Below are 22,271 nucleotides of genomic sequence, written 5' to 3'. Positions count from 1 at the left end.
GGGCATTGCAAGGCGCAATGCGCGCGGGAGGAAGCGGTCATGTCGGTGCAGCAGTTGTTCAGTCTTTCCGGGCGCAGCGCGCTGGTCACCGGCGGCTCGCGTGGGCTTGGGCTGCAGATGGCGCAGGCGCTGGGCGAGATGGGTGCCAAGCTGGCGCTGGTGGCGCGCAAGGCGGACGAACTCGAGCAGGCGCGTGCCCGGCTGCAGGCCAGCGGGGTGCAGGCGCAGGTTTTCGCTGCCGATCTGTCGCGGCGCGAGGCGATCGCTCCGCTGGTGCAGGCCGTGCAGGACGCGCTGGGCAGCATCGACATCCTGGTGAACAACGCCGGTGCGACCTGGGGTGCGCCAGCGGAGGACTACCCGGACGCGGCCTGGGACAAGGTGATGCGCCTGAATGTCGATGCCACGTTCTTCCTCAGCCGCGAGGTGGGCAGGCGCTGCATGATCGCGCAGCGCCGCGGCAGCATCATCAACATCGCGTCGATCGCCGGTCTGGGCGGCAACCCGCTGCCGATGCGCACCATCGCCTACAACACCTCCAAGGGCGCGGTGATCAATTTCACCCGCGCGCTCGCGGCCGAATGGGGGCAGTATGGCATCCGGGTCAATGCCCTGCTGCCGGGATTCTTTCCGTCCAAGATGTCGGCCGGACTGCTGGAAACGATGGCCGAGACAGTCTTGCGCGCCACCCCGCTGGCGCGGCTCGGGGGCGAGCAGGATCTGATGGGCGCGGTGGTGTTCTTCGCCAGCGAGGCCTCACGGCATGTCACCGGCCAATGTCTGGCCGTCGACGGCGGGGCGAGCGTGATCTGAACCGGTCGCGCCTTGCATGCATGGCGCGACCCCACACTTTCTGGAGCAACCCGAATGCGCGATCAAAACCTGCAATGCGTGCTCGCCGAGCGCCCCACAGGCTGGGTCGAGCCGCGCCATTTCCGCTTCGAGCGCAGCCCGATCCCGACGCCGGGCGACGGCGAGGTGCTGGTGCGCAATCACTGGCTGTCGCTCGACCCGTACATGCGCGGCCGCATGTCGGACGCCAAGTCCTACGCCGAGCCGGTGGCGCTCGGTGCGGTGATGGTGGGCGGCACGGCAGGTGAGGTGATCGCCTCGCGCGACCCGCAGTTTCAGCCGGGTGACAAGGTCGTGGGCATGCTGGGCTGGCAGCTCTACGGTGTGGCGCCCGGGCGGGCGCTGCAGAAGGTGGATGACCGGCAGGTGCCGCTGTCCGCCTATCTGGGCCCGGTGGGCATGCCCGGGGTGACCGCGTGGTATGGGCTCAACCGCATCTGTGAACCCAAGGCGGGCGAGACCGTCGTGGTCACCGCGGCCGCGGGCGCCGTGGGCAGCGTGGTCGGTCAACTCGCCAAGGCCAAGGGATGCCGGGTCGTGGGCGTGGCCGGCGGCGCGCACAAATGCCGCTACGTGGTGGAAGAACTGGGCTTGGACGCCTGCGTGGACTACAAGGCCGGCAACCTCAAGGCCGACCTCAAGACGGCGCTGCCCGACGGGGTGGATGCGCTATTCGAAAACGTCGGCGGCGAAATTTTCGACGTCTTGCTGACCCGCACCAATGCGTTTGCGCGCATTGCCCTGTGCGGCATGATCGCCGACTACAACACCACAGACCCGTACTGCATGAAAAACCTCCGCGCGGTGCTGATCCACCGGCTCAAACTGCAAGGCTTCATCGTGTCCGAGCACATGGACCAGTGGCCCGTGGCGCTGCGCGAGCTTGCGGGGCTGGTGGCGGCAGGGCGGCTGCGCTGGCGCGAGAGCGTGGCGCAGGGGCTGGAGAACGCGCCCGAAGCCTTCATCGGCATGCTCAAGGGGCAGAACTTCGGCAAGCAACTGGTCAAGCTGATCTGAGCACACGCCATGATGCCCGGCACCCACGAAGTCTCCCCGGCGCTGGCCTTCGATGTCGCCGCGCTCGAACGCTATCTGCGCGACCACCTGTCCGCTGCGCGCGGCCCGTGGCAGGTGGCGCAGTTCCAGGGCGGGCAGTCCAACCCCACCTACTTGCTGACCAGTGCCGACGGCGCGCGCTATGTGCTGCGGCGCAAGCCGCCGGGCAAGCTGCTGCCCTCGGCGCACGCGGTCGACCGCGAGTTCCGGGTCATGCACGCTTTGCACCAGGCCGGCTTTGCGGTGCCCGCCCCGCATGTGCTGTGCACCGACGAGGCGGTGATCGGCATGGCGTTCTATGTGATGGACTTCGTCGCCGGGCGCATTTTCTGGGACCCGCAGCTGCCTGGCCTTGCTGCGGCCGAGCGCAGCGCGCTGTTCGATGCGATGAACCAGACCATCGCCGCGCTGCACCGCATCGACCCCAGCGCCGTGGGACTGGGCGATTACGGCAAGCCCGGGCAATACATCGCCCGCCAGGTGGCGCGCTGGTCGCAGCAGTACCGCGCCAGCGAGACCGAGCGCATCAAGGCCATGGACCGGCTGATCGACTGGCTGCCGGCGCACATCCCGCCCGGGGAAGAGACCGCGATCGTGCATGGCGACTTTCGCCTGGACAACCTGGTGTTCCACCCCACCGAGCCGCGGGTGCTGGCGGTACTGGACTGGGAGCTGTCGACCCTGGGCCATCCGCTGGCCGACTTGGCCTATCACTGCATGGCCTGGCGGCTCGAGCCCGGGCAGTTCCGCGGACTGGTGGGCGGCGATCTGCAGGCGCTGGGCATTCCCAGCGAGGCCGCGTATGTCGCAGCCTATTGCGCCCGCACCGCGCGCGCGCCGATTCCGGGCGAAGCCTGGGAGTTCTACATGGCCTACAACCTGTTTCGCCTGGCCGCGATCCTGCAGGGGGTGTTGGCGCGGGCGCTGCAGGGCAATGCCTCGAGCGCCCAGGCGCTCGAGGCCGGCCGCCGCGCCCGTCCGCTGGCCGAGGCGGCTTGGGCGCAGGTGCAGCGGGTGTTCGGCAGCTGACCCTTGGCTCAAACACGAGGCACTTTTCATGGACTTCACCTACTCCGACCGTGTGCGCGCACTGCAGCAGCGGCTCGCCGCCTTCATGGAAGCCGAGATCTACCCCAGCGAAGCGCGGTTCGCCGCCGAGGTGGCGGCCCACCGTGCTGGGGGCAACGCCTGGCAGCCGACACGGATGATGGAGGATCTCAAGGCCAAGGCGCGGGCTGCGGGGCTGTGGAATCTGTTTCTGCCGCAATCGGCGCATGGCGCCGGGCTCAGCAACCTCGAGTACGCCCCGCTGTGCGAAATCATGGGCCGCTCGCCGATTGCGCCCGAGGCGTTCAACTGCTCGGCGCCCGACACCGGCAATATGGAAGTGCTCGAGCGCTATGGCAGCCCCGAGCAGAAGGCGCAGTGGCTCGAGCCGCTGTTGCGCGGCGAGATTCGCTCGGGCTTTGCCATGACCGAGCCCGATGTGGCGTCGAGCGATGCCACCAACATCCAGGCCAGCATCCGGCGCGACGGCGACCACTATGTGATCAACGGCCGCAAGTGGTGGACGTCCGGGGCGAACGACCCGCGCTGCAAGGTGCTGATCTTCATGGGCAAGACCGACCCCGATCACCCGGACCGCCACCGCCAGCAATCGATGATCCTGGTGCCGATGGACACGCCCGGCGTGCAAGTGTTGCGCCACCTGCCCGTGTTCGGCTACGACGACGCACCGCATGGCCACGCCGAGATCGCTTTCAATGACGTGCGCGTGCCTGCGGCCAACATGCTGCTGGGCGAAGGCAGGGGTTTCGAGATTGCCCAGGGGCGCCTCGGGCCGGGGCGCATCCACCACTGCATGCGGCTCATCGGTCTGGCCGAGCGCGCGCTCGAGGCCATGTGCCGCCGGGCGCTGTCGCGCACCGCGTTCGGCCGGCCGATTGCCGACCACGGCGTCACGCGCGAGCGCATCGCCAATGCCCGCCTGCTGATCGACCAGGCGCGGCTGCTGGTGCTCGCGGCGGCAGACAAAATGGACCGCGAAGGCAACAAGGCCGCGCGCAAGGAGATTGCGATGATCAAGGTGGCGGCGCCGAACATGGCCTGTCAGGTCATCGACTGGGCGATGCAGGCACACGGCGGCGGCGGGGTCAGCGACGATTTCGGCCTGGCCTATGCCTACGCCAGCGCCCGCACCCTGCGCTTTGCCGACGGGCCCGATGAGGTGCATCGCGATCAGATCGCGCGCCTCGAACTGGCGCGCCACACGCCTTTGCGTTGACCGGCAGTTCACGTCGCAATTCGACACGCAGCGGCGCGACCGCAGACACAACAGGAGACTGCCCATGAGCACGCGTCACTTTGCGTTCTGGCCCAAGGGAATGCCGCGGCACCTGACCATTCCGCAGACCCATCTGTTCCACAACGTCGAGGTGTCGGCGGCGCGCTATGCGGACAAGCCGTTTTTGATTTTTTACGACCAGGCGCTGACCTTCTCCGAGTTCAAGCGCCAGGCCGAGGCGATTGCCGGCTTTTTGCAGCAGGACTGCGGCGTGCGCCGCGGCGACCGGGTGCTGCTGGACATGCAGAACAGCCCGCAGTTCGTGCTGGCGTATTACGGCATCTTGCGCGCCGGTGCCGTGGTGGTGCCGATCAACCCGATGAACTTGACCCACGAGCTGGCCCATTACGTTCAGGACAGCGGCGCGCGCGTGGCTTTCGTCGGCCAGGAACTGTTCGCGCAGATGCAGCCCTTGCTGGATCCCGGGCCGGGTGCTGAGGCCGATCGCCTGCGCCACATCATCGTTGCCGCCTACAGCGACTACATCTCCCCCACACCGCGCATCGCCGTTCCCGCGTTCGTCGCTGCGCCGCGCGAGCCGCTCACCGCGCCCGGGGTGACCCAATGGGTGGACATGCTCGCGCAGCGCCGCGCCCCGGCGCCGCTGCAGGCCAGCCCCGACGATCTTTGTGTGATGCCGTATACCTCGGGCACGACGGGCAGGCCCAAGGGCTGCATGCACACCCACCGCAGCGTGATGAGCACGGTCGTCGGCGGTGTGGAATGGCTGCGCATGCCCAAGGACACGGTGGCGCTGGCGGTGCTGCCGTTCTTTCACGTGACCGGCATGCAGGGCGGCATGAATGCCTCGCTCTACAACGGCAACACCCTCGTGCTGCTGCCGCGGTGGGATCGCGACGCGGCGCTCGACTGCATGCAGCGCTACCAGGTGGGCACCTGGCAGGCCATCGCCGCGATGGTGGTGGACTTTCTGATGCACCCACGCATTGCCGAGTATGACCTCTCCAGCGTGTGGAACATGACCGGCGGCGGTGCCGCGATGCCCGATGCCGTGGCAAAGAAACTGCAGGATCTGTGCGGCATCACCTACATCGAGGGCTACGGCATGACCGAGACCATGGCGCCCACCCACATCAACCCGCCGCATCGCCCCAAGCGCCAATGCCTGGGCGTGCCGCTGTTCGATGTCGATGCCCGCATCATCGACCCGCAGACCCAGCAGGAACTGCCCGCAGGCGAGGTGGGGGAGATCATCGTGCATGGGCCGCAGGTCATGCAGGGCTACTGGAACCAACCGCAGGCCACGACAGAGGCATTCATCACCCTGGACGGCAAGCGCTTTGTGCGCACCGGCGATCTGGGGCGGGTCGATGAGGACGGCTACTTTTTCATGGTCGATCGGCTCAAGCGCATGATCAACGCGTCGGGCTACAAGGTCTGGCCAGCCGAGGTGGAAACGGTGATGTACCAGCACCCCGACATCGCCGAGGCTTGCGTGGTGGCGGCAAAAGACACGCACCGTGGCGAGACGGTCAAGGCCTTTGTCGTGCTCAAGCCCGGCGCACGCGAACGCGTCAGCGAGCAGGACATCATCGACTGGGCACACCACCACATGGCTGCCTATAAAAGCCCGCGCATCGTCGAATTCGTCGACAACCTGCCCAAGTCCGCAACCGGCAAGATCCAGTGGCGCATGCTCCAGGAGCGCGAAGCCGCGCCACAGGCGGCCAGCCTCGAATGACCCGAGCGCCGCGACGTGGTCACAGGATTTCGCCATTGAAAGGCTGAACCCAGGCCGCATAGCGAAGGAGCGAATGCCAGATTTAGTGTGGTGTCCCGTTAATAAATGGCATTAATCTTGCTTGCCTTTGCGGTATCTTGGGATTGGAGATACCGCGATGAGAACAGGCAGACCGAAGGCCGAACTGCAGCTGTCGGACCAGGAGAGCGCGCAGCTTCAGTCCTTTGCGCGCAGGCGGTCGATTCCGGCGGCGCTGAGCAACCGGGCGCGCATCATCCTCAGCAGCGCCGAGGGCGAACCGAACAACGCGATCGCCCAGCGGCTGAAGCTGACCAAGGCCACGGTGGGCAAGTGGCGAGCTCGCTTCATCGAGCGACGCATTGCCGGCCTGTACGACGACGTGCGCCCGGGCAAGCCGCGCACGATCGACGACGAACGGTTGGCGCAGCTGATCAGGACCACGCTGCATACCAAGCCCGCCGACGGCTCGACGCATTGGAGCGTGCGCTGCGTGGCCGCCGAGACGGGCATCTCCAAGAGCAGCGTGGCACGCTACTTCCAGCTCTTCGGGCTGCAGCCGCACCGCACCGAAGGCTTCAAGCTGTCCAACGACCCGTTCTTCATCGAGAAGCTGCGCGATGTGGTGGGCCTGTACCTGAGCCCGCCCGACAACGCGTTGGTCATCTGCGTGGACGAGAAGAGCCAGTGCCAGGCGCTGGAGCGCACCCAGCCGATGCTGCCCATGGGATTCGGCTACGCCGAGGGCGTCACCCATGACGACAAGCGCCACGGCACGACCACGCTGTTCGCGGCGCTGAACGTGCTCAACGGCGCCGTGTTGGCCAGCTGCAAGCCTCGCCACCGGCACCAGGAGTACCTGTCCTTCCTGCGCGAGATCGACAAGGCCGTGCCGCCCGAGTTGGACATCCACTGCATCGCCGACAACGACGCCACCCACAACCATCCGAAGATCAAGTCGTGGCTGGCGGCGCGGCCCCGCTGGCACATGCACTTCATCCCCACCTACAGCTCCTGGCTCAACCAGGTCGAGCAATTCTTCGCGCTGATCACCGACAAGGCCATCCGCCGCGGCTCGTTCACCAACGTCAAGCAACTCGTGCAGCGCATCGATCACTTCGTCGCCGCGTACAACACGAACTGCCAGCCCTTCAAGTGGACCGCCACCGCTGACTCGATCCTCGAGAAGCTGCATCGACTTTGCTCACGTATCAGCGGGACAGCACCAGGCCCGTCAGGTCATCCGCGCCCTGCATCCACTGCGACATGTCCTGCATTGTGCCGCCGGGTTTTTGCAGGCGTGTGATGCGCAACACGCCCTCGGCGCAGCGCACGTCCAGACCCTCTGACTGCATGCGCAGCACCGTGCCGAGCGCTGTTTGCGTCTGGTCTGCGGCCGCCGCAACGGCGTGAGCGGCTCCCACCTTGATGATGCGGCCATCCGGCAGGGAGAACTGCGTTCCGGGCCAGGGCGAGAAGGCGCGCACGCGGCGCGCCAGCAGGTCTGCAGACTGTGTCCAGTCGAGCACGGACTCGGATTTGGCGATTTTTGCCGCATAGGTCACGCCGGTTTGGGGCTGCGGGCGCGCGGTCAGGGCGCCGCGCTCCAGCGCGTCCAGGCCCTGCACCACCAGTTCCGCACCCAGCGCGGCGAGCTTGTCGTGCAGTGTGGCGGCGGTGTCCTGCGCCAAAATGGGCAGTGCCTTGCTGAGCAGCATGTCGCCGGTGTCCAGGCCCGCATCCATCTGCATCAGGGTGATGCCGGTCTGCGCATCGCCTGCCTCGATCGCGCGCTGAATGGGCGCTGCACCGCGCCAACGCGGAAGCAAAGAGCCGTGGATGTTCAGGCAGCCCAGGCGCGGCAGGGTGAGCACCGAGACCGGAAGGATCAGCCCGTAAGCGGCAACGACCAGCACGTCGGGCGCCGCTGCGTGCAAGGCGGCATGCGCGGACGCAGCCTGATCGGCGTAACGCCCGTCGAGCCGCAGGCCCTGGGGCTGAAGCAGCGGGATCTGAGCCGCAAGCGCCACCTGCTTGACCGCGCTGGCCTGCAGCTTCATGCCGCGTCCCGCCGGGCGGTCCGGCTGGGTGAGCACCAGCGGCACCACATATCCGGCATCCAGAATGGCCCGCAGCGCCTGCGCAGCAAATTCCGGCGTACCCGCGAACGCCACGCGCAGACGTCGATCGGGCGCGGCCACCGTCAGATCGCTCAAGCCGCCTGCCTCTGGCGCTTGAGCATTTTGGTCTTGATGCGATTGCGCTTGAGCGGCGACAGGTAATCGACAAACACCTTGCCCAGCAGATGATCCATTTCATGCTGGATGCACACTGCGGTCAGGCCATCGGCGTCCATCTCGAAGGGCTCGCCATCGAGGTCGAGCGCACGCACCCGCACGGTGGCCGGGCGCACGACCTTGTCGTAGATGCCGGGAACCGACAGGCAGCCTTCTTCCCACTCCTTGTCCTCGTCGCTGTGGCGCAGGAGTTCCGGGTTGATCAGCACCACAGGCCGGTTGCGCTCCTCGGAGGTGTCCATCACGATGATGCGCTCGTGCACATCGACCTGCGTCGCCGCCAGTCCCACCCCGTTCGCCGCATACATGACGTCGAACATCGCCGCGACCAGCGCACGCACGCGGTCATCCACCATGGCAACCGGCTTGGCCACGGTGTAGAGACGTGGATCTGGATATTGGAGGATGGTGAGCTTTTCCATGGTCTGCATTTTAGTAATTTCCGATGGAGACGCGGTTTTCCATTGGAAAAATAGGGGAGTCCCGAACCACACCGCATCCAGCACGCGCCGGACGCCGCAACATTCTCGCAACTGCAGCGCCGGCGCAGGCCGCGATTTGATTGCCGCGTCAAGGTGTTGCATGCACAATGTCAGCCAGATTCTTCATAGACAGGCCCTGGAGTCGCAAACTTCCACGGGGGGCAGATTCACAAAAACCACACCGCACCGGATGTGGCCGCGGTTTAATCTGGGGACATGCGCCATGCTGAGACAGGCTTTCCATCACCCTTTGCGTCGTCATGCACTGACTGTCGCGCTGCTGCTCGGTGGCGCACTGCCACTGACCTGCCAGGCCGCTGACTCCCACCCTGCCGCGCCGAGCCTGCATGGTCTGCCCAACTACCCCGTGGCCCCGGCCCAGAAGGCGCAGGCGGAACTCACCGCGCAAACCGGAGTGCCCGTTTCCGAGCTGGCCGCCAACGCGCCGTCGACATACACCGTCAAGCGCGGTGACACGCTGTGGGCCATTTCCGGCATGTATCTGCGCAAGCCCTGGGACTGGCCCAAGCTCTGGGGCATGAACCTGCAGCAGATCCGCAACCCGCACTGGATTTTCCCCGGCCAGGTGCTCTACCTCGACATCTCGGGCGGCCGCGCCCGCCTGAGCCTGGGCAGCGGCAGCCAGGGCATCCCGACAGTCAAGCTCAACCCGCAGGTGGAATCGAGCGCGTTGCCGCCCGAGGGCATTCCCACCATCTCGCCCGAGCTGATCGCGCCCTTCCTCACCCAGCCGCTGATCGTCGAGCCCGACACGCTGGAAGCCTCGCCGCGCATCGTCGCGCTGCCCAAGGGCCACACCATGGCCTCGCCCGGCACGCAGGTCTACGTGCGCGGTGATGTGAGCAAGGCCACGCGCTACCAGCTCTACCGCCCGGCCAAGCCCCTGGTCGATCCGGCCACCAAAAAGATCATTGCCTATCAGGCCGATTACCTCGGCACCGCCAGTCTGGCCGAGCCGCCATCCGGCCCGGACGCGGTGTCGGTGTTCCGGGTGGACGGCATCGAACGCGAAGTGGGCGTGGGAGACCGGCTGGTGATCGCGCCGCCGCGCGAGTATCTGAACTACACCCCGCATGCCCCGGCCAAGCCAGTCAGCGGCGACATCGTCTCCATTTATGGCGACCTGAACATGGCGGCCAAGAACAGCGTGGTCGCCCTCAACCGCGGCGCAGCCGATGGCCTGGAACGCGGCGACGTGCTCGCGCTGTGGCACAGCAGCCGCATGGTCAAGGATGTCACCGCGCCCGGCAAGCCGGAAATCGAAATCCCCGACCGTCGCATCGGTCTGATGATGGTGTTCCGCACCTTCCAGCATGTGGCCTACGCCCTCATTCTGTCGGCGGACGAACCCGTGGAAGTGGCCGACCGCTTCACCCAACCCTGACGCGCATCCCCGCGCGGGCGGTTCGGTTGTTGCACTCTCGTTCTGCAGCCTCATGGCCAGCGCCGAAGACCTTGCAGGCTGGCTTCGCCTGATGGAGACCCCCGGCGTTGGCGCGCTCACCGCGCGTCAACTGCTGTCGGCATTCGGGCCGCCGCAACAGATTTTCCAGACCTCGCACGGCGCACTCGCGCGCGTGGCCGGCGCCACAGTCGCATCGGCCCTGCTGTCCGAGCCCGACAGCGAAACGCAGGATCTCATCGCCCGCACGCAGGAGTGGGCTGCACAGCCCGGCCACGCCTGCCTCACCCTGGACAACCCCGGCTATCCGCAAAGCCTGCTCGACATCGCCGATCCGCCGCCGCTGCTCTACACCCTGGGCAACACCGCGCTCGTGGGTGCACCCCGACTGCTGGCCATGGTGGGTGCACGCACCCCCACTGCGCAGGGCGAGCGCGATGCCCAGGCCTTCGCCCGGGCGTTCAGCGAAGCGGGGGTCACCATCGTCTCGGGCTTCGCGCTGGGCATCGACGCAGCGGCGCATCGCGGTGCGCTGGCGGCCACGGGCGCGCAGGCCGGATCGACCATCGCCGTGCTCGGCACCGGCTGCGACCGCGTCTATCCGCCGCGACATCGCGACCTGGCGCATGCGGTGGCCGAGCGCGGGCTGCTGCTGTCCGAATTTCCGCTGGGCACGTCCCCATCGAAAGGCAATTTCCCACGCCGCAACCGCCTCATCAGCGGCCTGTCGCGTGGCGTGCTGGTGGTCGAGGCGGCGACGCACTCTGGCTCGCTCATCACGGCCCGCCTCGCGGGCGAGCAGGGGCGCGAGGTCTTTGCCATGCCCGGCTCGATTCACAACCCCCTGGCCCACGGCTGTCACCTGCTGATCCGCGAGGGCGCCAAACTGGTGGAAACCGCGCAGGATGTGCTGGAGGAATTTGGCTGGGACACGCCACTGCCCGCCGCCGAGCCCACCCCTGCTGCCGCGCAGGACACCATCGCAGGCCCTGCCGAGGGTCCCGATTGCGACATCCTGCGCGCCCTCGGCTACGACATCCGCAACTTCGACGAACTGTCGGCGCGCAGCGGCTGGCCTGCAGACCGGCTGGGGGCGCGCCTGCTCGAACTGGAGCTGCAAGGCCATGTCGCCCGCCTGCCCGGTGGCCGCTTCCAGCGCATCGCCCGCGTCTGAGTCCGCTGGAACATCACCCCATTCCACCGCAACAGGGCCGGAATGGGCAGCCCATCAGGACGTCATCGGGCTGTGCATAGAATGGCCGCATGTTCGACATTCTGATGTATCTCTACGAGTCCTACTGGCACCCGGAGGCCTGCCCCGAGTTCGGCCAGTTGTCGCGCAAGCTCAGCGCCGCAGGTTTCGAGAGCGACGAAATCCACGAGGCGCTCGACTGGCTGCGCGGTCTCGACAGCGCCGTGGGCGGCCTGCACACCCAGCAGGCGCAAAGCGCGACATCCATCCGCCTGTACGCCCCGCAGGAAGTCGACTGCCTGGGCCTGGAAGCCATTGGCTATCTCAACTTCCTGGAAAGCGCTGGCGTGCTCAAACCCCATCTGCGCGAACTCACCATCGAGCGGGCCCTGGCGACCGGCATGCAGCCGTTGCCGCTGGAGCACCTCAAGACCATCGTGTTGATGATCTTCTGGCGTCTGGACGAAGAACCGGACGCCCTCATTCTCGATGAGCTTTTCGTCGAGGCTGAAGACCGCGTGGTGCATTGAGCCACTGCGGCTCCGCGCACACTGCAGTTTGCGGCAACACCCACTCCACAAACACTGAAAGATTTCCGATGCAACTCTCCCGACTCCGCATCAGCCTGGGCGCCGCCCTGCTCGGCAGCCTGACCCTCGCGGGCTGCGGCGGCGGCTCATCCAGCACGAACTACGAAGGCTCGATCGTCACCGGGCAGGTGCTCATGGGGCCGCAATACCCAGGCGACACCTCGGGCGGCCCGGTCTCGGGCGCTACCGTCTGCGCCTACGCCTTCCTGGCCAGCGGCTCGCCGCTCTACACCATCTCCACCGCGACTTCGCCTTACACCTACTACAGCAGCCCGGCAGCGACCTGCCAGACCACCGGGCCCAACGGCAGTTTCAACTTCAACCTGACCAACGGCGTGTATGGCCCGGTGCTGTTGCAGGCCACGCTGGGCAGCTACCAGTTCGGCGCCAGCAGCAGCGCACTCAAGAGCTACACCCTGAACCAGCTCACCTCGACCGCGCTGAACCTGGCGAGCAACACCTCGTCGGCGCCGACCAACTACTTCATCGCGACCAACACCACACTGCAGGCGGTGATCAGTGTCGGCGGTGGCGGCACGGTGTCGACCAACATCACCCCGCTGACCACCTTCGCCGTGGCGCGGGCAAATCCGATCAACGGCTTCACCGTGGCCACCTACCAGAGCAATCTGAGCAATGTCGCCGCGCAGCTGGGCATCAGCGGGGTGGGCAATCTCGCGACCGCGATTCCGGGCAATCTGGCAACCGACCGCAATAGCAACTACGGCCAGGCCATGCTCGGTGTCGAACAGTACCTGTCCACCATGACGCCCAACGGCAGTAGCACCGACGACCCCTATGGCGCCAACCTGCTGAACTGGTACGGCCCGAGCCTGGCCACGGTGTCGAACGACTACACCGCGGCCTATCAGGCGATCAACGGCAGCGGCCCGACGTTCAGTTTCAACTGATCGCCTGCGCCACGGAACAAAAAAGCCAGCTTGCGCTGGCTTTTTTGTTGCCCGATTCACGCCGGCTCACACCACCGCGCCCGCGTTCGGGTCGTTGCTGCTGCCGCTGGGCTTGTTGCCGCCTGGCTTGATCAGGTCTTCGCGCTTGACGCCGAACCACATCGCCAGCGCTGCGGCGACGAACACCGAGCTGTAGATGCTCATCGAGATGCCGATGATCAGCGCCAGCGCAAAGTAATGCAGGGCCGGGCCGCCGAAAAAGAACATGGAAAACGCCATCGCCAGCGTCGAGCCGTGGGTGATGACGGTGCGGCTGATGGTGTTGGTGATGGCGCTGTCGATCACCTGCACGGTGGTGTACTTGCGGTACTTGCGGAAGTTTTCGCGCACCCGGTCGAAAATCACGACCGACTCGTTGACCGAATAGCCCAGCACGGCGAGCACGGCGGCCAGCACCGGCAGCGAGAACTCCCACTGGAACAGCGCAAAGAAGCCGAGCACGATGACCACGTCGTGCAGATTGGCCAGAATGGCGGCCACCGAGAACTTCCACTCGAAGCGCACCGCCAGATAGGCGACGATGCCGAAGATCACCAGCGCCAGCGCCTTGAGGCCGTCGGTGGCCAGTTCCGAGCCGACCTGCGGGCCGACGAATTCAGTGCGGCGCTGCTGCGCCTGCGGATCGGCAGCCAGCAGCCCGGCCATGACCCTGGTGCTCTGCTCGGAGCTGGTCTCGCCCTTGTGCAGCGGCAGGCGGATGACCACGTCGTTGGCGTTGCCGTACGCCTGCACCTGTGCGTCGGAATAGCCGAGCTTGCTCAGGGTGGAGCGGACAGCGTCGATATTGGCGCCCTGGCTGTAGCCGACTTCCATCACCGTGCCGCCGGTGAATTCGATCGAGAGATTGAGCCCGCGGGTGATGAGAAAGAACACTGCGGCAGCAAACAGCAGCGCGGAGACGACATTGAAGGTCAGCGCATTGCGCATGAACGGGATGTCGCGCTTGATTCGGAAAAATTCCATGATGAGCCTTGAATCGTGGACCTGAGCAGATCAATGCACCTTGCGGCGCGGCTTGGTGCTGCGCGGCGTGGGCGCGGCCAGCGGCTTGCCGGCCTTCACCGCGTCACTCGCGGCACCTGCGGAAAGCGCACCGGCAGTGGCCTCGGCCGCCTGCGGCTTCCAGATCTGGCCGATGGAAATGCTGTGCAGACGCCGCTTGCGGCCATACCAGAGGTTGATCAGCCCGCGCGAGAAGAACACCGCCGAGAACATCGAGGTCAGGATGCCCAGCACATGCACCACGGCAAAGCCGCGGATGGCGCCCGAGCCGAAGATCAGCAGCGCGACACCGGCGATCAGGGTGGTGACGTTGGAGTCGAAGATGGTGGCCCAGGCGCGCTCGTAGCCGTGATAGATCGCGTTCTGCGGGCTGGCGCCGTTGCGCAGTTCTTCGCGGATGCGCTCGTTGATCAGCACGTTCGAGTCGATGGCCATGCCCAGCGCCAGCGCCATGGCCGCGATGCCCGGCAGGGTGAGCGTGGCCTGCAGCATCGACAGCACCGCCACCAGCAGCAGCAGGTTGACCGCCAGTGCGATCGACGACACCACGCCGAAGAACATGTAGTAGATCGACATGAACACGACGATGGCGACAAAACCCCAGGTCACCGAATGGAAACCCTGGCTGATGTTCTGCTGCCCCAGGCTGGGGCCGACGGTGCGCTCCTCGATGATGGTCATCGGCGCGGCCAGCGCGCCTGCCCGCAGCAGCAGTGCGGTGTCGTTGGCTTCCTGCACGGTCATGTTGCCCGAGATCTGCACCCGCCCTCCGGCGATTTCGCTGCGGATGACCGGCGCGGTGATGATCTCGCCACGGTTGCGGTCGAACAGGATCATCGCGGTGCGCTTGCCGATGTTCTCGCGGGTCACATCCTGGAAAATGCGCGCGCCCTTGGAGTCGAGGGTGAGGAACACCGCAGGCTCGTTGTTCTGCTGGTCGAAGCCGGGCTGGGCATCGGTGAGGTTGTCGCCGGTGAGCAGCACGTCGCGCTTGACCACGAGCTTGCCGCCCTGTCGGTCGGGAAAGATCTGGTCGCCGGGCGGCAGCGGGCCTTGCCCGGCCAGCGCGGCCAGCGCGGCCGGACTGTCATCGACCATGCGCACTTCCAGGCTGGCGGTGCGGCCGAGGATGTCCTTGGCGCGCGCCACATCCTGAATGCCGGGCAGTTCGACCACCACGCGGTCGCGACCCTGCTGCTGGATGATGGGCTCGGCCACGCCCAGTTCGTTGATGCGGTTGTGCAGGGTCTGGATGTTCTGCTTGATCGCGTAGTCCTCTTCCTGCTTCACGGCAGCAGGGGTCAGGCTGACGCTGAAACTATTGGGGCCGTTTGGTGCCTGCGGGGCGAACTGCAGGTCGGCATGCTGGCGGGTGATGAGGTCCTTGGCCTGATTGAAGGCCGCAGCATCGACGAACACGCCCTGAATGGTGTCGCCCACGCGGTCGAGCTTGGTGTAGCGCACGTCCTTGTCGCGCAGGTCGCGACGCAATTCACCGGAAATGGAGTCGAGCTTTTTCTGCACCGCCGCCTGCATGTCCACCTGCAGCAGGAAATGCACGCCGCCGCGCAGATCGAGACCGAGGTACATGGGGTTGGCGTTGAGCGCGGTCAGCCAACTGGGCGAGCGCGACAGCAGGTTCACCGCGACCACGTAGCGCGGGTTGTCCGGATCGGGGTTGAGCGCCTTGGCCAGCACGTCGCGCGCCTTGAGCTGCACGCTGGTATTGCTGAAGCGGTAGTTCACCGTGGTGCCGTTGAAGTCGGCCGAATCGGGCTTGAGCGCGGCGGCGTCGAGAATCTGCTCGCCCTTGAGCAGCAGGGCGTTGTCCACCTTGCTGCCGCCGGTGCTGGAAATCTGCACCGAGGGCGATTCGCCGTAGAGATTGGGCAGCGCATACACCGCGCCCACCACCAGCACGACGGCCATGATGAGATATTTCCACCAGGGATAACGATTCATAGCAACAACCTCGATTCAGCCACACAAGCCGGGCAGCATCAGCAAAAGGAACCGCACAAACCCGGCTTGTGCGGCGCGCTGCGCGAGAACGCGCAACAGTGCGGCGGGGTCAGGCGCCGCTCTTGATGGTGCCCTTGGGCAGCACCATGGTCACGGCGCTGCGCTGCACCAGCACTTCGGTATTGGCGGCGATTTCCAGCGTGACATAGTTGTCGTTGATCTTGCTGATCTTGCCCACCATGCCGCCGGTGGTGACCACCTCGTCGCCCTTGGCCAGCGCCGCGAGCATGGCGCGCAATTCCTTCTGCTTTTTCATCTGCGGGCGCAGCATGACAAAGTAGAGGATGACAAACATCACGATGATGGGCAGCAGGCTCATCAGCGTGGAGCCGGCGCTGGGCGCCGGGGCAGCCGCTTGGGCGTGCGCAACGGAAATGAAATTCATGGGCGGTCTGGAACGGTGGAATTCATCGGCATCCCGGCGGTCGGCCGGGGTCGGTAACCGCGTATTGTCGCAAAGCTGCGCGTCTGTGCCGCAATTCCCAGGATTTCCGGGCTCCACCCGCCACGGCAAGGTCACGCGCAGCACATAACATCGCTCTTTTCAACCTGAAGACCCGCACCATGAACCCTCTGCGCATCGGCATCGTTGGCGGCACCGGCTATACCGGAGTGGAACTGTTGCGCCTGCTGGCGCGCCATCCGCACGCACAGCTGGTGGCCATCACCTCGCGCAAGGAAGCGGGCATGCCGGTGGCCGAGCTGTTTCCCAGCCTGCGCGGGCAGGTCGATCTGGCATTCTCCACGCCGGATGACGCACCGCTGCACACCTGCGATGTGGTGTTTTTCGCCACCCCGCACGGTGTGGCGATGGCCCAGGCGCGTCGGCTGGTCGATGCCGGGGTGCGACTCATCGACCTGGCTGCCGACTTCCGGCTGCAGAACGTCGCCGAATTCACCCAGTGGTACGGCATGGAGCACGCCTGCCCGGAACTGCTGCAGGAAGCGGTGTACGGCCTGCCCGAGCTACACCGCGCGGCCATCGCCAAGGCGCGCATCGTCGCCAATCCCGGGTGCTATCCCACCACGGTGCAGCTCGGATTTGCGCCGCTGCTGCGCACGCCAGGGCTGGTCGAGGCCGACCATCTGGTGGCCAATTGCGTCTCGGGCGTGTCTGGCGCGGGGCGCAAGGCGGAAATCGGCTTACTGTTCAGCGAGGCGTCGGACAACTACAAGGCCTACGGCGTCAGGGGCCACCGTCACGGTCCGGAAATCAACGAGCAACTGCGCCGCATCGCCGGTGTGGCGCCGGGCAGCAGCGCGGTCGACTGCCTGTTCGTGCCCCATCTGGCGCCGATGATCCGCGGCATGCACTCCACCCTGTACGCCCGGCTCACCCCCGCCGGACAGACGGCCGATCTGCAGGACCTCTATACGCGGTTTTACGCCGAGGAGCCCTTTGTCGATGTGCTGCCTGCTGGCAGTGCGCCCGAAACCCGTTCGGTGCGCGGCGCCAATACCCTGCGCCTTGCCATCTACAAGCCGCACCCGGATACCGCGATGATTCTGGTGGTGCAGGACAATTTGACCAAGGGCGCCTCGGGCCAGGCGGTGCAGAACATGAACGTGATGTTCGGCCTGCCGGAAGCCGCCGGGCTGGACGGACTGGCGGTGCTGCCCTGAACGTCCGGCAATGCCGCTGCGCGCGCAGGGTCTTGCGCGGCACTAAAATTGAAGTTCTTTGAAGGAGAAGCCCCCATGAGCGCCATGCTTGACACCGCCCCCACCGCCGAAATGGCCGTTCCGCCCGCGCCGCTGCTGTTTACCGACAGCGCTGCGGCCAAGGTCAAGGAACTGATCGACGAGGAAGGCAACAACGACCTGAAGCTGCGCGTGTTCGTGCAGGGCGGCGGCTGCTCGGGCTTCCAGTACGGCTTCACCTTCGACGAAGCGGTCAACGAGGACGACACCCAGATGGTGAAAAACGGCGTCACCCTGCTGATCGACGCGATGAGCCTGCAATACCTGGTCGGCGCCGAGATCGACTACAAGGACGGGCTCGAAGGCGCGCAGTTCGTCATCAAGAACCCCAACGCCACGACCACCTGCGGCTGCGGCTCGTCGTTCTCGGTCTGACGGTCTCGCTTCCCCCGGCAAAAAGAACCGCCCTTTCAGGGCGGTTCTTTTTTTCACACCCACTGCCCGTCGGCCTTGCGCCGGTGCGTCTGGCCCGCGGCGTCGATCTGCAGGATGTGCAGCCAGCCGCCGTCGACCAGTTCGCGCACTAGCTGGTGTTTGGCGATGATGGCGTCGATCGCCTGCTGCGGCGCCTCGAGGAAGACCGACAGCCGCACCGGCTCGTGCACCCAGCGCGTTCCGTCGTGCACCGACTGCAGCGGCAGGCCCACGCGCAGGTCGCCGCCGTTGCCCTCGAGCACGCCGATCGCGCCGCCGACGATGTTGTGCAACACCTTGTTGCCGCTGCCCAGCCGCGCGGCATCGACCACCGAGCCGTAGTACTGCAGGTTGATCCAGTTGGCCACGACCATCGGCGCGGTCATGATCAGCTCGAGGATTTTGAACCCCGGATCGTTTTGCCAGACGTAGTCGTGCAAAAACGCGCGGCCCTGCAGGTCGAGCCCGGCGGTGCGCTGGCGCGGCGCGGCGATGAACGCGGCGTTGTTCGCCAGCGCCCATTCCGGCCGCACCTGCGCCCAGTCGCGGCTGCGTTTTTGCACCTCGTCGTGCACCTTGTGGTCGGGCAGGTGCGAAAGCCCCAGCAGCGCGGCGCGTTCCATGCGGGTGAGGTCGCCCGCCTGCTCGAGCCACTGTCGGGTCTGCGCCAGATCGTCCTGGAGTTCGGCGGGCAGGTCGTCGGTGTCGAACACCCGCACCGTGTCGGTGGTGGTGTCGTGCAGCGCGGGCAGGAACCAGGTGTCGTGCGGAATGGTGATGCCGCGCGCGCGCAGACCGTCGCGCACCGCGGGCTGGTTGAGCAGCGCGGCGACGGCGCGCGCACTCGCCTCGCCGGTCTGCCCGGCGCAGGCGCCGCAGTCCAGGCTGGTGGCGTGCGGGTTGTTCACCGTGGTGCTGCCGTGCCCGACCAGCAAGACCAGGCGGGCGAACGGCCCGGTCAGCCCCATGTTGCGCAGAATGCGCTCGGCGTTGTCCACCCGCTCGCCCTCGGGGATGCCCACGGGCAGCACCCGCGTGGCATGCGCGTGGCCGCAGCTGGCCGCTGCGCTTGGCGAGATCACCGGGCGCAGCCGGGCGAAGGTGCCGGCGTCCAGCCCCTGCGAGGCAGGGTCGGGCACCGGGCGCGACCAGCCCAGGCTGTTGACGAGCAGCTTGGGCGCGTACATCAACCCTGCAGCCTCGACGAAGGAAAAGCAGGATGCGGCCGACAGCTTGAACCCTTTCCACGCCTTGGCCAGCGCCAGACGGTGGCGGCGCTGCTGCGCGACCTGCGGCGTGCTACCGCCGTCGACCTGCTCGGCGATGCAGTAGCTCGGGTTGAAGATCACCGGCACATGCGTGCGCCCGCTGTCTGCGCCCAGCGGCAGCACTTCGATGAACAGCCCGAAAAACCCGGCAAATCCCAGGGTCTGCACCTGCGGGGCGACGGTTTCCAGGCTGCGGCGGAACACTTCCGAGCGCACATCGATGCAGAACGCCGCCTGCACCGCAGGCCGCGACGGCGGGGCAGCGACGGCGCGCTTGAGCCCGCGGGCGATGTGGCGCTGCACGCCGACTTCCATCGCCAGCAGCAGCACACGGTCGATTTCGGCTGCGGCCTGGCGCTTGGCCGAGGGCGGGCGCATGCTCGCGGCCAGCATCTCGTGCCAGCGCGCCACCAGCGCCGAGCTGCGCTTTTCCTGGTAGAGCAGCACGTCCCACATCAGCCGGATCGCCAGCAGATCGACGATGGCGTCGTCGCGCCCGCCTTGCAGCTCGGCCTGCCAGCGCAGGTAGCGCGTCCAAGACGCCCAGCCGTTGACGCTCAGCAGCGCGGCGTGCAGATAGCGCTCGACCGCGGCGTCTGGGATCGCCAGTTGCGCGATCGCCCAGGCGATCGCCTCGCGCGGCTTGTCGGGCAGGCGCGCGACCGCGGCGCGAAAATCGCCCAGGCCCATCATCGCCGGGCTGCGGTCGATCGACGCTGCGGCCTTCCAGCTGGCGTACAGCCCCTGCCCGCGCCAGGGCATCGCAACGAATGCCTGGCCGAGGTCGAAATACGCCGCGCAGTGCAGGCTGATGCGCTCGGTGACGAAACTCGACCACAGCCCGCCCTCGACGCGCTCGAGGATCACGCTGACCGGCGCCATGCCCAGCCGCGGCTTGGGCGCGCGGGTGGACAGGGTGTGCAGCACGTCCTGCACGTCGAGCGCGCTGCCCAGACGGGTGAGCGCCTCGTCGATGTCCTCCGGGGTGATGCGGCCGCTGGCGATCTGCTCGCGCCAGTACTCCCACGGCATGTACAGGCTGCTGCCGGCGACCCGCGCGAGCAGGTCCGAGGCGTCCTGAAAGCGCAGGTCGCGCAGCCCGAAATAGGGATTGACCGCGACGAAATGCTTGAGCGGCCACAGCGGGGCGATGCGCGCGCACGCGGCGTCGATCCGGGCGTCGAGCTGCTGGGCGGCGGCAAGCGCCGGGGTGGCGTCGGTGAGGTTCATGTCAGGCTCCGGTGGAAACGGGGGAAGGGGTTTGCAGCGTCGGCGACGGCCAGGCGCGCTGCAGCAGGCGGGTGATCGCCACGTCGATATACAGGCCGTTGTAGAGGTGCACCCACAGCCGCTGGCGCAGCGCCGACGCGCTGGTGGCGATGAAGCGCTGCGCTGCCAGCAGCAGCAGGAAGACGCCGACGACCAGCGGCACCAGCCACACTTGCGCTGCGGCGGCCCCGGGCTGCAGCGGCACCACGCTGCCGCGCAGCAGCGCATCGAACGCCGCGTGCAGCGCGTAGTAGGCGGCGCAGACCGCTGCGGCCCACCCCAGCGCGCGCAGCCACTGCGCCGCGCCGAGCGCCGCGGTGGTTTGCAGCATCAGCTGCGCGCTCGCCACCGAAACGATGGCGGCGGCGGCGATCAGCGCCGGCTCGTGCCGCCAGTCCAGCCCGAACGCGACCGCCAGCCCGCCCGACACCACGGCCGCCAGCGCCAGCAGCGCGACCGTCTGCACCGCGCCGCTGCTGCGGCCTGCGTAGCGCACCACCGGGGCGCGAAACCCATCCACCCCGCTGCCCGACGCGAGGAAGGCGTGCGCCTTGTACAGCGAATGCGCCACCAGGTGCAGCATCGCCAGGCTGTAGAGCCCCAGGCCGCATTCGAGCAGCATGAACCCCATCTGCGCGGTGGTGGACCAGGCCAGCGACACCTTGATGCTGGTCTGCGTGAGCATGACCAGCGAGGCCAGCGCCAGGGTCACCAGGCCGATCAGCGCCAGCACCGACAGCGCCAGACCGGACTGCGACATCAGCGGACTCATGCGCAGCACCAGAAACGCCCCGGCGTTGACGATGCCCGCGTGCAGCAGCGCCGACACCGGCGTGGGCGCTTCCATCACCTGGATCAGCCAGCCGTGCAGCGGAAACTGCGCCGACTTCAGCGCCGCGCTGGCCACCACCAGCAGCGCCGCCGCCTGCAGGCCGAGCGGCAGCGGCTGCAGCGGCGCGGCCAGCCTCGCGTACACCTCGGGCAGCTCAAGAGTGTGCAGTTGGCTGCCGATCAGCAGCACCGCCAGCAGCAGCGCGGCATCGCCGATGCGGCTGGCGACGAATTTCTTGTGCGCCGCGAGCATTGCCGCCGGACGTTCGCGGTAGAAGGTGAGCAACTGATGCAGGCACAGGCTGGTGGACATCCACGCCAGCGCGAACAGCAGCAGGTTGCCGCTGACGATCAGCGTCAGGATCGACGCCAGGGTCCACATCAGCCAGAGGTGAAACCGCCCCTGTCCGGGTTCGCGGTCGAGGTAGGTGCGGGCGTAGCGCGACACGATCACGCCGACGAAGGACACCAGCAGCAGCATCACCAGCGTGACCGCGTTGAGATAGACGCTGAGCGAAAACGCGCCCACGTTCCCCGGCAGGGGCAGCGAAAACGCGGTCCATGCCACCGGCGGCTGCAGCGCGAACGCCGCGGCGATGCCCAGCGCGGCGGCGAAAGCGGTCCAGGCCGCCGCGGTGTTCAGCCGGGCCACGGCCGCAGGCCGCGCCGCGGCCCAGCGGCTGCCGACCAGCCCGGCCAGGCAGAGTACCGCGGGCGGCACCAGGCCGACGGCGGGGGAGACAACAGAGGGGATATCGGTCATGGGGCTCTCCTTGGATCGATCGCAGCGCCGCGAAAGGGGGCTGCTTGGCATGGGGAGGCAGTCTAGGCAGAGCC

The 22,271-nt window shown here is 67.0% G+C and carries 18 protein-coding genes and 1 pseudogene; 12 read left to right on the top strand and 7 right to left on the bottom strand.

Features of this window, described 5'->3' with window-relative positions:
• Positions 1 to 39 precede the first annotated feature (39 nt).
• The 6 genes and pseudogenes from AC1ZQA_RS00530 to AC1ZQA_RS00505 all read left to right on the top strand — a co-directional run.
• Entirely contained in the window at positions 40 to 813 is a 774-nt protein-coding gene (locus AC1ZQA_RS00530; protein WP_482677905.1) for an SDR family oxidoreductase, read from the top strand.
• 54 nt (positions 814 to 867) lie between these two features.
• Positions 868 to 1,869: an NADP-dependent oxidoreductase gene (locus AC1ZQA_RS00525; RefSeq protein WP_482677904.1), complete on the top strand. Its 1,002-nt coding sequence runs from the start codon at positions 868 to 870 to the stop codon at positions 1,867 to 1,869.
• A 9-nt stretch (positions 1,870 to 1,878) separates the two neighbouring features.
• Positions 1,879 to 2,937: a phosphotransferase gene (locus AC1ZQA_RS00520; RefSeq protein ID WP_482677903.1), complete on the top strand. Its 1,059-nt coding sequence runs from the start codon at positions 1,879 to 1,881 to the stop codon at positions 2,935 to 2,937.
• 28 nt (positions 2,938 to 2,965) lie between these two features.
• A complete protein-coding gene (locus AC1ZQA_RS00515) occupies positions 2,966 to 4,192 on the top strand; it encodes an acyl-CoA dehydrogenase family protein (RefSeq protein WP_482677902.1) in 1,227 nt (408 codons plus the stop codon).
• 64 nt (positions 4,193 to 4,256) lie between these two features.
• Positions 4,257 to 5,954 (top strand): long-chain fatty acid--CoA ligase, encoded by a 1,698-nt coding sequence (locus AC1ZQA_RS00510; RefSeq protein ID WP_482677901.1) that lies wholly within the window; start codon positions 4,257 to 4,259, stop codon positions 5,952 to 5,954.
• 157 nt (positions 5,955 to 6,111) lie between these two features.
• Positions 6,112 to 7,194, top strand: a pseudogene (locus tag AC1ZQA_RS00505) (IS630 family transposase); the annotation flags it as partial.
• Here AC1ZQA_RS00505 and fmt read toward each other — a convergent pair.
• Together fmt and def are read right to left on the bottom strand one after the other, a co-directional pair.
• Entirely contained in the window at positions 7,184 to 8,152 is a 969-nt protein-coding gene (gene fmt, locus AC1ZQA_RS00500; protein ID WP_482679360.1) for a methionyl-tRNA formyltransferase, read from the bottom strand. The pseudogene AC1ZQA_RS00505 and the gene fmt sit on opposite strands and share 11 nt — an antisense overlap.
• A 32-nt stretch (positions 8,153 to 8,184) precedes the next feature.
• A complete protein-coding gene (gene def, locus AC1ZQA_RS00495; protein ID WP_482677900.1) occupies positions 8,185 to 8,691 on the bottom strand; it encodes a peptide deformylase in 507 nt (168 codons plus the stop codon).
• Between the two features lie 283 nt (positions 8,692 to 8,974).
• On the opposite strand from def, the gene AC1ZQA_RS00490 reads away from it, so the two are divergent.
• The 4 genes from AC1ZQA_RS00490 to AC1ZQA_RS00475 all read left to right on the top strand — a co-directional run bounded on the left by AC1ZQA_RS00490 (position 8,975) and on the right by AC1ZQA_RS00475 (position 12,867).
• Positions 8,975 to 10,156, top strand: a complete 1,182-nt coding sequence (locus AC1ZQA_RS00490; protein WP_482677899.1) for a LysM peptidoglycan-binding domain-containing protein — start codon at positions 8,975 to 8,977, stop codon at positions 10,154 to 10,156.
• 52 nt (positions 10,157 to 10,208) lie between these two features.
• Entirely contained in the window at positions 10,209 to 11,348 is a 1,140-nt protein-coding gene (gene dprA, locus AC1ZQA_RS00485) for a DNA-processing protein DprA (RefSeq protein WP_482677898.1), read from the top strand.
• Positions 11,349 to 11,437: 89 nt separating this feature from the next.
• Positions 11,438 to 11,896 (top strand): Smg family protein, encoded by a 459-nt coding sequence (locus AC1ZQA_RS00480; protein ID WP_482677897.1) that lies wholly within the window; start codon positions 11,438 to 11,440, stop codon positions 11,894 to 11,896.
• Positions 11,897 to 11,964: 68 nt separating this feature from the next.
• Entirely contained in the window at positions 11,965 to 12,867 is a 903-nt protein-coding gene (locus AC1ZQA_RS00475) for a hypothetical protein (RefSeq protein ID WP_482677896.1), read from the top strand.
• Positions 12,868 to 12,933: 66 nt separating this feature from the next.
• Here AC1ZQA_RS00475 and secF read toward each other — a convergent pair whose 3' ends face one another.
• From secF to yajC, 3 genes are all read right to left on the bottom strand, one after another.
• A complete protein-coding gene (secF, locus tag AC1ZQA_RS00470; protein ID WP_482677895.1) occupies positions 12,934 to 13,890 on the bottom strand; it encodes a protein translocase subunit SecF in 957 nt (318 codons plus the stop codon).
• 30 nt (positions 13,891 to 13,920) lie between these two features.
• The gene (gene secD, locus AC1ZQA_RS00465) at positions 13,921 to 15,891 is read right to left on the bottom strand and encodes a protein translocase subunit SecD (protein ID WP_482677894.1); all 1,971 of its coding nucleotides are present in this window, start codon (positions 15,889 to 15,891) and stop codon (positions 13,921 to 13,923) included.
• 109 nt (positions 15,892 to 16,000) lie between these two features.
• The gene (gene yajC / locus AC1ZQA_RS00460; protein WP_482677893.1) at positions 16,001 to 16,336 is read right to left on the bottom strand and encodes a preprotein translocase subunit YajC; all 336 of its coding nucleotides are present in this window, start codon (positions 16,334 to 16,336) and stop codon (positions 16,001 to 16,003) included.
• Between the two features lie 179 nt (positions 16,337 to 16,515).
• Here yajC and argC point away from each other — a divergent pair, with 179 nt between their 5' ends.
• Entirely contained in the window at positions 16,516 to 17,574 is a 1,059-nt protein-coding gene (gene argC, locus AC1ZQA_RS00455) for an N-acetyl-gamma-glutamyl-phosphate reductase (protein WP_482677892.1), read from the top strand.
• 75 nt (positions 17,575 to 17,649) lie between these two features.
• Positions 17,650 to 18,027 carry an iron-sulfur cluster insertion protein ErpA gene (erpA, locus tag AC1ZQA_RS00450; protein WP_482677891.1) on the top strand — a complete coding sequence of 126 codons (378 nt, stop codon included), beginning with the start codon at positions 17,650 to 17,652 and terminating at the stop codon, positions 18,025 to 18,027.
• 53 nt (positions 18,028 to 18,080) lie between these two features.
• Here erpA and AC1ZQA_RS00445 read toward each other — a convergent pair whose 3' ends face one another.
• Positions 18,081 to 20,564, bottom strand: a complete 2,484-nt coding sequence (locus AC1ZQA_RS00445) for a YbcC family protein (protein ID WP_482677890.1) — start codon at positions 20,562 to 20,564, stop codon at positions 18,081 to 18,083.
• 1 nt (position 20,565) lies between these two features.
• Positions 20,566 to 22,197, bottom strand: coding sequence for an NADH-quinone oxidoreductase subunit L (locus AC1ZQA_RS00440; RefSeq protein ID WP_482677889.1), 1,632 nt, complete (start codon positions 22,195 to 22,197; stop codon positions 20,566 to 20,568).
• Between the last annotated feature and the right edge of the window lie 74 nt (positions 22,198 to 22,271).

The organism is Thiomonas sp. DCM-2, from assembly GCF_056820905.1.
This window is presented reverse-complemented; position numbering and strand designations above follow the sequence as displayed.

Bases quoted from the DNA above. Each gene is read 5' to 3' on its own strand.
- yajC (WP_482677893.1), bottom strand. From the start codon at position 16,336: ATGAATTTCATTTCCGTTGCGCACGCCCAAGCGGCTGCCCCGGCGCCC.
- AC1ZQA_RS00440 (WP_482677889.1), bottom strand. From the start codon at position 22,197: ATGACCGATATCCCCTCTGTTGTCTCCCCCGCCGTCGGCCTGGTGCCG.
- AC1ZQA_RS00475 (WP_482677896.1), top strand. From the start codon at position 11,965: ATGCAACTCTCCCGACTCCGCATCAGCCTGGGCGCCGCCCTGCTCGGC.
- erpA (WP_482677891.1), top strand. From the start codon at position 17,650: ATGAGCGCCATGCTTGACACCGCCCCCACCGCCGAAATGGCCGTTCCG.
- secF (WP_482677895.1), bottom strand. From the start codon at position 13,890: ATGGAATTTTTCCGAATCAAGCGCGACATCCCGTTCATGCGCAATGCG.
- def (WP_482677900.1), bottom strand. From the start codon at position 8,691: ATGGAAAAGCTCACCATCCTCCAATATCCAGATCCACGTCTCTACACC.
- AC1ZQA_RS00525 (WP_482677904.1), top strand. From the start codon at position 868: ATGCGCGATCAAAACCTGCAATGCGTGCTCGCCGAGCGCCCCACAGGC.
- AC1ZQA_RS00480 (WP_482677897.1), top strand. From the start codon at position 11,438: ATGTTCGACATTCTGATGTATCTCTACGAGTCCTACTGGCACCCGGAG.
- AC1ZQA_RS00520 (WP_482677903.1), top strand. From the start codon at position 1,879: ATGATGCCCGGCACCCACGAAGTCTCCCCGGCGCTGGCCTTCGATGTC.
- AC1ZQA_RS00515 (WP_482677902.1), top strand. From the start codon at position 2,966: ATGGACTTCACCTACTCCGACCGTGTGCGCGCACTGCAGCAGCGGCTC.
- dprA (WP_482677898.1), top strand. From the start codon at position 10,209: ATGGCCAGCGCCGAAGACCTTGCAGGCTGGCTTCGCCTGATGGAGACC.
- AC1ZQA_RS00510 (WP_482677901.1), top strand. From the start codon at position 4,257: ATGAGCACGCGTCACTTTGCGTTCTGGCCCAAGGGAATGCCGCGGCAC.
- AC1ZQA_RS00445 (WP_482677890.1), bottom strand. From the start codon at position 20,564: ATGAACCTCACCGACGCCACCCCGGCGCTTGCCGCCGCCCAGCAGCTC.
- AC1ZQA_RS00490 (WP_482677899.1), top strand. From the start codon at position 8,975: ATGCTGAGACAGGCTTTCCATCACCCTTTGCGTCGTCATGCACTGACT.
- secD (WP_482677894.1), bottom strand. From the start codon at position 15,891: ATGAATCGTTATCCCTGGTGGAAATATCTCATCATGGCCGTCGTGCTG.
- argC (WP_482677892.1), top strand. From the start codon at position 16,516: ATGAACCCTCTGCGCATCGGCATCGTTGGCGGCACCGGCTATACCGGA.
- AC1ZQA_RS00530 (WP_482677905.1), top strand. From the start codon at position 40: ATGTCGGTGCAGCAGTTGTTCAGTCTTTCCGGGCGCAGCGCGCTGGTC.